This is a genomic window from Duncaniella dubosii (genome assembly GCF_004803915.1).
In the GTDB taxonomy this organism is placed as follows: domain Bacteria; phylum Bacteroidota; class Bacteroidia; order Bacteroidales; family Muribaculaceae; genus Duncaniella; species Duncaniella dubosii.
The window spans coordinates 1-12,503 of sequence record NZ_CP039396.1 but is presented as its reverse complement, the minus strand read 5'-3'; the positions used below and the strand labels follow the sequence as shown (position 1 = coordinate 12,503).

Annotated in this window: 12 protein-coding genes and 1 pseudogene; 8 read left to right on the top strand and 5 right to left on the bottom strand. The window is 45.0% G+C overall.

Going from position 1 to position 12,503, the window contains the following annotated elements; genetic code table 11:
• The first annotated feature begins 3 nt into the window (after positions 1-3).
• The 7 genes from E7747_RS00055 to E7747_RS00025 all read left to right on the top strand — a co-directional run bounded on the left by E7747_RS00055 (position 4) and on the right by E7747_RS00025 (position 7,766).
• Entirely contained in the window at positions 4-1,299 is a 1,296-nt protein-coding gene (locus E7747_RS00055) for a hypothetical protein (RefSeq protein ID WP_136413286.1), read from the top strand.
• A gap of 15 nt (positions 1,300-1,314) precedes the next feature.
• Positions 1,315-2,361 (top strand): glycosyltransferase family 2 protein, encoded by a 1,047-nt coding sequence (locus E7747_RS00050; RefSeq protein WP_123613283.1) that lies wholly within the window; start codon positions 1,315-1,317, stop codon positions 2,359-2,361.
• A gap of 204 nt (positions 2,362-2,565) precedes the next feature.
• A complete protein-coding gene (locus E7747_RS00045; RefSeq protein WP_136413284.1) occupies positions 2,566-4,383 on the top strand; it encodes an aminotransferase class I/II-fold pyridoxal phosphate-dependent enzyme in 1,818 nt (605 codons plus the stop codon).
• Positions 4,380-5,501, top strand: a complete 1,122-nt coding sequence (locus E7747_RS00040) for an NAD/NADP octopine/nopaline dehydrogenase family protein (protein WP_136413282.1) — start codon at positions 4,380-4,382, stop codon at positions 5,499-5,501. Before E7747_RS00045 ends, E7747_RS00040 begins: the two co-directional genes overlap by 4 nt.
• The gene (locus E7747_RS00035; protein ID WP_317130237.1) at positions 5,494-6,174 is read left to right on the top strand and encodes an oligosaccharide flippase family protein; all 681 of its coding nucleotides are present in this window, start codon (positions 5,494-5,496) and stop codon (positions 6,172-6,174) included. Before E7747_RS00040 ends, E7747_RS00035 begins: the two co-directional genes overlap by 8 nt.
• Positions 6,086-7,045 carry an oligosaccharide flippase family protein gene (locus E7747_RS17175; RefSeq protein WP_317130236.1) on the top strand — a complete coding sequence of 320 codons (960 nt, stop codon included), beginning with the start codon at positions 6,086-6,088 and terminating at the stop codon, positions 7,043-7,045. Before E7747_RS00035 ends, E7747_RS17175 begins: the two co-directional genes overlap by 89 nt.
• The gene (locus E7747_RS00025; protein ID WP_136413275.1) at positions 6,942-7,766 is read left to right on the top strand and encodes a LicD family protein; all 825 of its coding nucleotides are present in this window, start codon (positions 6,942-6,944) and stop codon (positions 7,764-7,766) included. The genes E7747_RS17175 and E7747_RS00025 overlap by 104 nt, the downstream gene beginning before the upstream one ends.
• 64 nt (positions 7,767-7,830) lie before the next feature.
• Here E7747_RS00025 and E7747_RS00020 read toward each other — a convergent pair whose 3' ends face one another.
• The 5 genes and pseudogenes from E7747_RS00020 to E7747_RS00010 form a co-directional block, all read right to left on the bottom strand.
• Positions 7,831-9,765, bottom strand: coding sequence for a peptidylprolyl isomerase (locus tag E7747_RS00020; RefSeq protein WP_136413273.1), 1,935 nt, complete (start codon positions 9,763-9,765; stop codon positions 7,831-7,833).
• Between the two features lie 163 nt (positions 9,766-9,928).
• A pseudogene (guaB, locus tag E7747_RS00015) lies at positions 9,929-11,064 on the bottom strand (IMP dehydrogenase).
• Between the two features lie 56 nt (positions 11,065-11,120).
• Positions 11,121-11,237, bottom strand: a complete 117-nt coding sequence (locus tag E7747_RS17330; protein WP_317130212.1) for an IMP dehydrogenase — start codon at positions 11,235-11,237, stop codon at positions 11,121-11,123.
• Positions 11,222-11,416, bottom strand: coding sequence for an IMP dehydrogenase (locus E7747_RS16805; protein ID WP_317130211.1), 195 nt, complete (start codon positions 11,414-11,416; stop codon positions 11,222-11,224). The genes E7747_RS17330 and E7747_RS16805 overlap by 16 nt, the downstream gene beginning before the upstream one ends.
• 457 nt (positions 11,417-11,873) lie before the next feature.
• Complete coding sequence (locus E7747_RS00010) at positions 11,874-12,122, bottom strand: hypothetical protein (protein ID WP_136413271.1); 249 nt, start codon at positions 12,120-12,122, stop codon at positions 11,874-11,876.
• A gap of 109 nt (positions 12,123-12,231) precedes the next feature.
• On the opposite strand from E7747_RS00010, the gene E7747_RS00005 reads away from it, so the two are divergent.
• On the top strand, positions 12,232-12,453 hold the full coding sequence (locus E7747_RS00005) for a hypothetical protein (RefSeq protein WP_136413269.1): 222 nt from the start codon (positions 12,232-12,234) through the stop codon (positions 12,451-12,453).
• Positions 12,454-12,503: the final 50 nt, after the last annotated feature.

Below are 12,503 nucleotides of genomic sequence, written 5' to 3'. Positions count from 1 at the left end.
GCTATGTTAGAGAAATACAAAGTTTTCACCGGCTTGTTTTTCGGGGCATTTTGGGTTCTTCTGACCTTCGGTTTCATCTCAGAGGAACTCATGCCTCCGTTGATTCCGTTGCGAAGTGTCGTGATGCTGCTTTGCGATGCTGTATTTCTCATTCTCGGTCTGTATTCTTTACGCGACAGACGTGATCAGATTGTATTTGGTTCGTTTGTCGTGCTTGGATGCGTCTCGTCATACCTTAATAACCTCGGTGTGGTTTTTATCGTAAACGGCGCTCGTGACTTTTTCGGAATGTTGTTCGCAATACCTATATGCAGGTTTCTGTTAAAGTCAAGATTCCGCGATAGATTCATTGAATCATTTGATAAACAGCTGTGGATATTTCTTATCCTGCAGACCTTCTGTGTGACATGGCAGTTTTTCAGATATGGTCCGGGCGATCATGGCGGCGGATCAATGGGTAACGGTTTTTCGGGAATCGTCACCACACTGATTTATATCATATCATTCTATCTTTTGTCAAAAAAATGGAACTATGGTAATTATTGGATGGAGCTGTGGAAAAATAAAGTGTACGTTTTTCTTCTGTTCCCGACATTTCTGAATGAAACCAAAATCGGTTTCCTCTTTTTGTTGGCCTATTTCCTGCTGTTGTTGCGCGTAGAGTGGAAAACGGTGTTTAAGGTGTTGATTTCCATACCGCTTATTATTGTTGCAATGATTGTAGCGGGATATGCCTATCTTACGGTCACAGGACAGACCTTTGAATCTGTGTTCTCACAATCCGCTATGGATGACTATATGGTAGGAGAAGATCCTGAGGAACTTGTGGAGCTTGGCATGGCTATTCAGGATGGGATATATGAACGCGAAGATATCGGACAGGTGGACATACCGCGTTTTTCCAAGCTTATTTTTATTCCTGAGGCTTTGAAGGATGCTGCCGGAGGAAGTCTGTTCGGTGCAGGGCTGGGGCAGTTCAAGGGAGGTACGACTCTGAGTCTGACTCCTTATGCAGATACTTGGGCATGGTTGTTGGGCGGTTCAGTCCCTTACATATTTTTCATTGTAATTCAGCTCGGTGTGTTGGGGGCGGCATGGCTGTTTTATAATCTGTTTACTGTCATGTTGCCTCAAAGCCCAATGCCTCTTGGAAGGAATATCAAGATTTTTGTATGGCTTATACTGGCATTGATGATGTTTTACAATGATTCGTTAAGATTTTTCCCCTTCTGTGCCATAATATTTTATATTATTTTGTTTGGCTATGTCAATGTTACTGAAAAGCATGCCAAGATATGATAAAATAGTTTGACCATGAATGATATTCCTGCAATCTCAGTCATAGTCCCGGTATATAAGGTTGAATGTTACATACATATCTGTATTGAAAGCGTTCTACGTCAGACTTTCAGCGACTGGGAAATGATTCTTGTCGATGATGGCTCTCCTGACACGTGTCCTGCTATATGTGATAGATACGCGCAGGCTGATTCGCGCATTAGAGTGGTTCACAAACAGAATGCGGGACTGGGCTATGCAAGGAATTCAGGCCTTGATGCTGCATCTGGGAAATATGTATGTTTTCTCGATTCCGACGACTATCTTGCATCCAATACATTTGAATATTGCTATCGGATAGCAGAAAGAGAAGCTGCTGATCAGGTCCGTTATATGTTTAGCCGTATCACTGACCGCGATGCTGTCAACATGCAGCCGTTGTCTGTTGATGATGGCTATGTAATAGGTATAGGTCGCGACGGCATAGAGCCTGTTCTCGATATTATTTCTCCACTGATTTCAAAACGTCATTTTTTTGCTACGACAACTGCAAGTAGTTGCACGGCGCTTTATCGTCGTGACCTGATTGAAAGGCATGGGATAAGGTTTCATTCCGAACGGGAACTGATGAGTGAGGACTATATTTTTAGTATAGATTTTGGTATGGTGTGCCGGAAAATTGTCTACACTCCATATGAGTTCTATTATTATAGACATAATCCTTCTTCGCTCTCTTCTATCCCTCGCCTCGACAGATTTGACCGGGCAGTCCATTTCGCAGCGTTTCTTGCCGGTAAAATGAAAAATTATGGTTATGAGGACTCAGAAATCTACGCAATGGGCTATGCGATAGGAGAGATGAGAAGTGCCAACTTGAGAGCTTTTTTTTCTAAAATCCCTTATCGGCAGAAAAAGGCCGTGTTCATGAGGACCTTGCAGAATGGATATGTCAGTGAGATTCAACGGTGTTATCCGCTCGAACGACTTCCGTTCATGCAACGTGTTGCATTTTATCTCCACACAAATCGTCATTTCTGGTTAAGTTATTTTGTGACAAAACTTAGGATGATATGGAAAAAATAGATTCGGCCGCTTGGTATAGGATAGAAGAGGCGATTGTTGCAAAATATAATCGTTTTTGCTAACTTTGCATTCACAGCGCATTCATTGGACATGAACGCACGATAAAATAAAAATTTATTCACACGTCAATCGAAAACACATACATAGTCTACCGAAGACTACCATGCAAGAACCACATCGTTTGACCATTTCATTCATAGTTATATGCAAGCTATAATTCTGGCTGCCGGTATGGGGCGTCGCCTCGGAGAGTTGACGAAAGGTAATACGAAATGTATGCTTGAAGTTAATGGCGAAAAACTCATAGACAGGGTGATTCGTCGTCTTTTTGCGCTTGACCTGAAAAGGATAGTCATTGTCGTCGGATACGAACGCGCAAATCTGATGGCTTATCTGCGGACTGCCTATCCTGCTTTGGATATTGAGTTTGTGGAAAATCCGATATATGACAAGACAAACAATATATACTCACTTTGGCTTGCTAAAGACTATCTTATGGAGGATGATACCCTCCTTCTTGAATCGGATCTCATCTTTGAAGACAGTGTAATCGACTGTGCTGTACATTCACCATATCAAAATATTGCATTGGTTGCCAAATACCAGCCGTGGATGGACGGGACTATGATATGTAAGGATTCAAATGACAATATCGTCACTTTCATACCCAAGTCTGCGTTTGAATATGACGATACTGACAGCTATTATAAGACCGTCAACATCTATAAGTTCAGCCGTGAATTTTCAACAAAGCGCTATCTGCCCTTCCTTGAAGCATATATCAAGGCTATGGGTAATAATGAATACTACGAGCAGGTGTTGCGAGTGATGACTCTGATTGACAACTGCGATATAAAGGCTGTTGATATAGCAGACAGGAAATGGTATGAGATTGACGATGTGCAGGATCTTCGGATAGCCGAGACCATTTTTGCAGACGCTTCCCTTCGACTCCAAAAAATGCAGCACAGCTTTGGAGGATATTGGCGCTATTCAGGAATGCTTGATTTCTGTTATCTTGTGAATCCGTATTTCCCGACTCAGAAGATGGTCTATGAAATGAAGGCGAATTTCGAGACTTTGCTCCGTCAATATCCTTCCGGCATGGGTGTCAATTCGATGCTCGCAGGTAAGTATTTCGGTGTCCGTCAGGAATATATCTGTGTTGGCAACGGTGCAGCCGAGCTTATCAAGAGCCTGATGGAAAATCTTGAAGGTAATCTGGGTGTCACTTATCCTACATTCGAGGAATATCCCAACAGGATAGGTGAGTCGGAAAGAGTGGTGTATTATCCCGGGAATGACGATTTTTCATATTCTGCCGACAATCTGATGGCATATTTCAGTGATAAAGATATATCTGCGTTGCTGGTTGTTAATCCCGATAATCCGTCAGGCAACTTTATTGGAAAGCCGGAACTTGTCAGACTTGCTGAATGGTGTGGCAACAGAAATATTAGGCTGATTGTCGATGAGTCGTTCGTTGATTTCTCCGATGAAGGATTTGCCAACACTCTTCTTGATAACGAGATTCTTGGACGCTATCCGCATCTGTGTGTGATGAAAAGCATTTCGAAGTCCTACGGAGTACCCGGTCTCCGTCTTGGGGTGCTTGCATCTTCCGATGAGTCACTTATTGGCCGTATGAAGAAAGACGTAGCCATCTGGAACATAAATTCTTTTGGAGAATATTACATGCAGATTTATGGTAAGTATGAGAATGATTATGCTGCCTCTTGTGATATGTTCCGTCGGGAGCGTGAGATATTTTTTGCAGAGTTGGCGAAGATACCCTATATGAGAGTGATTCCTTCGCAAGCTAACTACTTCTTGTGTGAAGTCACAGACAGGTTTACATCCTCTCAGTTGACATTGCGTCTGCTCGCCGATTTTAACATTCTGATTAAGGATTGTTCAAACAAAAAAGGTTTTGTCGATGGACGGCAGTATGTACGCATTGCGATTCGCGACCGTAAGGACAACGCTCTGTTGATTGAGGCTCTTAAAACTTTAGGAAGATGATCGAAGAGAAAACAATATGTATCTGTGGCGGAGGTGGACTTGGCTCGGTTATAGCCGGTATTGCTGCCTCAGGCGGATATCGTGTCAATATTCTGACTCGTCGGCCTGAAAAATGGGGCGAGGAGATGACAGTGATTGATCCGGCCGGAAAGATATTTGTTGGAAAGCTTAATAAGGTCTCTGATAAAGCCGGGGATGTTATTCCAGAATCCGATATAATATTCTTCTGTCTTCCGGGGACAGCTTTCTATGATGAGTTTATAAAAATAAAGCCTTATGTCGCTGATTCAGCTGTCGTTGGCAGTGTGTTTTCGTCTACAGGCTTTTTTATCACCGGCATTGATGTGCTTGGTGAAGGCGCAAGGCTGTTTGGATTTCAGCGGGTTCCTTACATTTCGCGCCTGAAGGATTACGGACATTCCGCCTATCTGCTGGGTTATAAAAAATCGTTGAACATAGCATATTGGAACGTAAGCGATGCCTCTCGCTACACTATGCTGTTTGAGGATATGTTGCATACCCGGATAGTCGGTCTTAATCATCCGCTTGAGGCCATGCTGACAAACAGCAACCCGATTCTTCATCCTGCGCGGCTTTACACGTTGTTCAAGGATTTTAATCCGGAGCATCCGTTTGTCGCTCCTCCTCTCTTTTATGAGGACTGGACTGATGAAAGTTCTGAAATCCTTATAGCGTGCGACAATGAATTTCAGTCGCTTGTGAAATCGATAGGGATAAAGGAATCTGTGATTCCGTCGTTGTTGGAGTACTATGAATCCACCGATGCGTGCTCGCTGACAAGAAAAATACGTTCGATTGTGGCGTTCAAAGGCATATATGCCCCGACTAAACCTGTATCAGGCGGAATGTATGTTCCGGACTATGACAATCGGTATTTTCAAGAGGATATCCCCTTGGGTCTGATGCTTATAAAATATATGGCGCAGATCAATCATATTCCCACCCCGATGATTGACATGATACTCCGATGGTATGAGGGGTTGGCCGGAAAAAATTTGCTCAGCGGGTCGGAAATTGCTGAGAGTGAGGATACGGCTGCAATCCGATGTCTTAACAGCCGGATTATAAAGAAACTTATATCTACATTTGATGTCTGATTCGCTTGGTCATAAGGCGATGAAAGGTACCGTCTGGGCGACTGTCGACCGGATAGGCAACATGTGTCTCCAGTTCGGGGTTAATCTTGTTCTGGCACGTCTCTTGTTGCCTCGTGAGTTCGGTGCGATAGGTATGCTTGAGATTTTTATTGTTGTATCTCAGGTCCTTATAGATGGTGGCTTTGCAGCTGCTTTGATTCAGAAAAAAAATCCGACTCAGACTGATTATTCCACTATTTTTTACTGGAATATATTTATAGCAGTAATTCTTTATGGCGCGATTTTTTTATGTGCGCCTTTTGTCGCCGAATTCTTTAATCTGCCACTTCTCAGGAATCTGCTGAGAGTCATAGGATTGATTCTGATTACTAACGCATTTTCACTTATTCAGACAAATAGATTACGCAAGAAGCTTGAACTTAATAAGCTCGCATGTGCCAATCTCTGTGCCTATACGATAAGCGGAATTCTTGCTGTTGCGACGGCTTATTTCGGTTTTGGTGTCTGGAGTCTTGTTGTGCTTCAGCTTGGATATAGCACTCTTCTTGCTGTTATTCTGTGGGTGATTACAGGATGGATGCCTTCTGCTGTTTTTTTCCCGCCAATCACTGCGGGAGCTGTTCGGTTTCGGAGGCTATCTTCTTGCTGCGACACTTCTACAGGAAATCTGTAAGAATCTTCAGGGGGTGATTATCGGCAAGCGATTCTCGGCCACTGCAATGGGTCTCTATTCTCAGGCTTCGAAACTTGACAGGATAGCTTCGTATACCTTGCCGAATATTCTGGTGCAGGTAATGTATCCTGTTTATGCTTCGGTTCAGGACGACGATGAAAGACTCGTCAATATGCTTGGACTGAATACCCGTTTTATATCGTCGGTGATATTTCCCCTGATGGCTGTTTTGATACTCGTTGCTCACCCGCTCATCGTATGTCTGTGGGGCGATGCGTGGAGCGCTTGTGCCCCGTATTTTCAGATCTTGTGTGTGGGAGGTCTGTTTATATGTCTGCAAAACACAAACTTTTTTGCAGTTGCGGCCAAAGGCAAGAGCAGGCTTCTGTTCTATTGGAGCATATATAAATGGAGCTTTCTGTTGCTCTGTTTGTTTGTCGGCATGAATTTTGGAATCTACGGGTTGCTTTGGGGTATGACATTAAGTAATTTCAATATATTTATGGTCAACGCATTGCTCGCTTCTCGTCATACGGGATATAAATTCTCCATGCAGCTTGGCGATATCATGCCGTTGCTTTCGCTGGCCGCTGTCGCCTTTTCACTGACTTATATGCTTGGAAATTTGCTGACATGTCACTTTATTGTCACAGTCATTGTCTTTGCCACAATTTACATTGCGCTTGCATGTTCTTTTAATTTAAAGGTTGTGGGTGAAATAAAGATGGTTATTATGCGTTTCTTAAAAAACAAAAAATTTCTGTCTCATGATATCAACCTCTATGATAGACCCGCTTATCCAGCAGGAATTACGCAGTCGTTTCAATCCGGACGGATCTCCGTTAAGGTGTCATCAGTTGCTTATGCTTGACATGCTCAAAAAGATTGACCGCATCTGTGCGGAGAATAACATAAAGTATTGGTTAAGTTCCGGCACATGTATCGGTGCGCTTCGTCACGGTGGTTTTATTCCTTGGGATGACGATGTGGATTTGGAAATGATGGAGGAAGATTTTAAAAAACTCCGCCGTGTGATGCGCTGTTATAATGGCGATGACCTCGTATGGCAGGATTCGCATACGGATTTTGAATACGTACAGCCATTTGCCAAAATTCGCGATACACGCACTGTGATTCATGAAATTCCGGATACCGACAGGAATTATAGGTACAAGGGTGTTTTCATCGATATATTCGCTATTCGGCCGAGCGCTTCGTTAAATTTATATAAGCTTGGTGGAAAGCTTCAGACGTTTTTCCTGTATCGTCCTCAATATATTGAAAATCGACTTCTGCGCAGGGCTACGATTGCTTTTTCACGTTTGTTTGTGACTAACGGGCTTTTGCGTCTAATCTCGTTAATAGATAGGATTGGCAGTGATGGTCAGTACAGGCATCTGCCGGGCACAGCCTTCAGTCGTCCTCGTTTTAAAAAAGATGTCATTTCTACGCGCCTGATAAAATTTGAGGATGCAGAACTGCCGGTTCCTGTAAATGCCGAGCATTATCTGGAGCGGATTTATGGTGATTTCCGTAAACTTCCATCGCTTGATTCAATAGTCCCACACATATCGGAAATAACCTACAGGTAACGGTATGCAATCAGCGGGTGTCCTAATTTTAGGTCACCCGCTGATTGCATGTATGCTGCTTATATTATTTGCTTATTTTCTTAAGCGTGCCTTTATTGATTTTTACTTTATATTTCTTTCTGAGTGCGCTGACCCAGTTCTTTTCAAGTTCAGACTGATAGTCGCTCGTGACAGCACCGCGCACGTCGGCAACTTCTTCGGGGGCATTGATTACTCGTCCGTCATAGCTGAACCAAGCTACCCATTTGCCCGGAGCTTCCGGACGTTCACCATTGAATGCCACATTGTCGACAATTGCATTCTCGCCTTTGCCTGTCACCACGCGTTCGAGTTTTATCTCGCGTCCGAAATTTTTCCCAAGCTTGCTGACAAGTGAATCCTTTTCAATCTGGTTCGACGCAAGATAGTCTTTTGCAAGACCTGCTATTGAGTCGGATGTCGCGAACACGACATATCCTTTGTAGTGAGGCGCATCCCAGTTATATTTTGAGCGGTTGGCCGCAAAATAGCTGGCAAGTCCTTCGGTGTCGGTTGTCGAACGTTCCCACACGTTGCGGTTGCTTATCTCGAATAGGAGTATTCCGTCGCGGTATTCATTGACTATATTGCGATATTCAGGGTTTTCCTGAGCGAGACGTTCGCGCGTGATGTTCACTGTCGTTTCGTCAATCAGATGGTTAAGACTTTGGTTGAAGACAGTGAATGCGTCCTTTGCACCACTTTTTACATTGTCTGGAATTGATTCGTAGACTTGTGCTACAGTAATAGTCTTACCGCCTACGGTCGCGATTACGTCGCCGGCATCCTTGGCAGTGTCAAGACCTGACGCAGCGTCGTTGCTTCCTGCCATTTTAACCTTTATAGCCATCAGTGCTGTAGAGTCGACTTTTACTCCATAGCTGTTTTTTAACTGGCTGAGACGTTCTTTTTCGGGTAGCGATGAACGCATGTCGCGGTTGATTGCCGTCTGGATTGACTGGAGTTCCTCTTCAAGACTACCTATTCCACGGTGGGCGAGAGTCTGCACGATGTGATATCCGTATGCAGTGCGGAACGGCTCGGAAATCTCCCCGTCTTTAAGACCGAACGAGGTGTCTTCAAATTCCTTGACCATTTCTCCCGGACCGAATGCTCCGAGACGGCCACCGAGCGCGGCCGATCCCGGATCTTCACTTTCCTGACGTGCGATCGTCTCAAAATCAGCTCCGTTGACAAGGAGGGTATGAATGGAGTCGATCTGTGCTTTTTTCACTGCTGCGTCCTCCGGTGAAAGGCCCTGTGTGAGTTTCAGTATGTGGCGTGCCTCGACTTTTCCGGGGTTCGGACGTTCATCCTCCACTTTTATTATATGGTAGCCGAATGGTGCATCGTCAATCACCTGAGATATTTGGCCTACGGGTGTGGTATATGCGGCGAGTTCAAACGGATAAGGGTAGCGGTTGGGGCTGATATAGCCCATTGAGCCATTGTTGCGCAGTGCGGAGCGGTCCGATGAATACTTTACGGCCATTTCTCCGAAATCCGCACCTTCGTTGACAATAGCATTCCTTATGCTGTCGAGTCGCTGACGGTTCGCCTCGCTTTCATCATAGGTAGCGCCGATGGGCAACATGATATGGCTTACTTTTCGAGAGGTTGCCATTCGGCCATATGCTTCGTCTATAAGTCGTTTTCTGACAAGCGAATCGCTCAGATAGGGTTTTGACAATTCTGCGCAGTAGCTGTCAAACTCCTTGCGGAAATCATCGGTCAGGTGAAGACCGGCCGCTTCTGCTTCTGCTACTTTGAGTTTATAGACCACAAACATGTCGACATATTCGTCGAGCGTCTGCGGGGCTAATTGTTGAAGGTTGTTCTTCTGATAGAGGTATTCAAATTCGCTTTGTCTGATGTCCTTGCCGTTGACTGTCATCACTACAGGGTCGGAGGTCTTGGCTGCTGTGGCCGAGAGAATAGCCGTGGCTGCCATGGCAGACATGATAAACGTTTTTTTCTTCATGGGAATATGTGACGTATGACCGTGATTGGTTTTAGGATAGTTACATATATCTAACGTGGAGTGTCGCTCTTTATTGCCTCCGCATCTTGCGACTTGGCTTTGTCGGGGCAGTAAAAGACAGAGATGACAGGCATGGGCGTAGCCACGTCTGTCATCTCATGTATTATCTCAAGTTGATTTTGATTCTGCTTATCGTGCTGAAGCGCTGTAGTTGGGAGCTTCGGACGTGATTGCAACGTCGATTTTCAGCCACACCGGCATTTGTGATGCGGGTGAATTTGGCTTCGTGGAGGTGTTCGATATCAGGTGCGCCGCAATAGCCCATGCCTGCGCGGAGACCTCCGAGCATCTGGTAGACAACCTCGTAGAGTAGTCCTTTGTAGGGAACGCGGGCTGCGATGCCTTCCTCCGAGTTTTTTCGCATCGGTTTCGTTGGCTTGGAAATAGCGGTCCTTGGAGCCTTTTTCCATAGCTTCGAGAGAACCCATGCCGCGATATGACTTGTATTTACGTCCGTTATAGATGATGGTATCGCCGGAGATTCTTCAACACCTGCGAGCATTCCGCCGAGCATCACTGAGTATGCACCGGCTGCGAGAGCCTTCACGATGTCGCCTGAATAACGGATACCTCCGTCGGCAATTAGGGGAACGCCTGTGCCTTTGAGTGCCTTCGCAACATCGTAGACTGCGCTGAGCTGAGGTACGCCTACGCCTGCGATGACACGTGTGGTGCAGATTGAACCCGGACCGATGCCGACCTTTACACCGTCTGCTCCGTTCTCGACAAGGAACTTGGCAGCTTCGCCGGTGGCAATGTTTCCTACAACGACATCAATATGGGGATATTTTTCTTTAATGGCTTTCAGTACGCCGATCACGCCTCTTGAATGTCCGTGGGCTGTGTCGATAACGATTGCGTCCCACCTGCTTCGACAAGAGCGTCAACGCGATCCATCGAGTCGCCTGTGACACCGACTCCAGCGGCAACACGCAGACGACCGAGCTTGTCCTTGCATGCGTATGGCTTGTCCTTTGCCTTGGTTATATCTTTATAGGTTACGAGTCCGACGAGACGGTTGTCATTGTCAACGACCGGGAGCTTTTCAATCTTATGTTGCTGAAGAATTTGTGCCGCTTCGTCAAGATTTGTCGACTGATTGGTGACAATGAGATTTTCTTTGGTCATCACATCGTCGATGAGGCGCATCGGGTTCTGTTCGAAACGAAGGTCGCGGTTGGTCACAATGCCGACGAGCTTGCGGTCTTCATCGACAACTGAATGCCACCGATGTGATATTCCTTCATCATGTTGAGGGCATCCGCCACGGTGCTTCGCGTTTGATTGTTACCGGGTCATAAATCATGCCGTTTCAGCACGTTTAACGCATGTACCTGACGAGCCTGCTCTGCAATCGGCATGTTTTTGTGGATTACGCCGATGCCGCCTTCACGGGCTATAGCGATAGCCAATGCGCCTCTGTCACTGTATCCATAGCGGCTGAGACAAGGGGGACGTTGAGCGTGATGTTGCGGGAAAATTTGGTGCTAAGGTTGACTTCACGGGGAAGAACTTCCGAATAAGCCGGAATAAGGAGGACGTCATCATAAATGTGAGTCCGTCCATTTTTACGATCAGCAATAAATGACATATAACGATTAGAATTTATTGCGTGCAAAGTTAATCATTTTTTTTCACATTTACAGAAAATCGGATGTGGATATTTCATCTATTTTTAAGACGGCTTCGAACTTTTTCACATGTCTCCACTCTGCTTGACGCTGATAGGCAACTTGGTTCAATGCTTAGCTGCCACCTGATTTAAATTTGTGAAACAAATTGAGTGGTAAGGGCTTTTTGGATTCATGATTTTTACATATCTTTGTCTTTTGTTATGAAACCGAGGCTTTTCATGGCTTCATATGGATTAAACACTATTATTTAACTTCAACAGTTAGGTAATTTTTGAGCAGGCATAGCTGTATCGCACAGATACACAATAGTTTGCATTGATATTGAATTGTTGTTGTATTTATTGATATTCAATTGAATATGTAAATTTTACCGAACTATTGTAACTTAACTAATCCCGTCAATTACATGAAACATCAGCAACTACTCTTTTCAGTGCGTTTTTCCTTACTTTCGGAGGGCTCTCGGCTGCCGACGATATTGTTGTCGCTCCTGCAGCCGGTTCTGATATCGCGGCTGCCATTTCCGAGGCCAAGGCCGCTCACGAGAGCGTAGGCCGTATCACCGTCAATCTCGCTCCTGATGCGTCTTACACGCTTAGTGCTTCCATTGAGCCGTCTGCCGGTCTTATAATCAACGGAAACGGCGCGACTATTTGATGCCACTGCTTGCCTGACGCTCCTTTTATTCTAATGAGCGCCACTCCTTCGGTGGAAATTGTAACGATTTTATCGTGTTGATAGTGTCGCTGTCAGCAATATTACGGTCAACAACATGAAGAATTCAATCTTCTACGACAATAATGTCAAGTATTGTGTGGTTGACCTCACTCTTGACAATACGACCTTGTCGCTCGCTACAACAGCCGTGGAAAATGAGGCGCTCATATCCTTTAAGGCGGTGGCGCTAAGGATTTACAGTGCGGAATTCGACTATATATGGCAACGGAGATTTGGCAAAATATTTTATCCGCCTATAATACAATGCCCGTCTTGACCGTTAATGGTTTTGATACCGCTACTGATTTCCAGACAATGACCTACCTC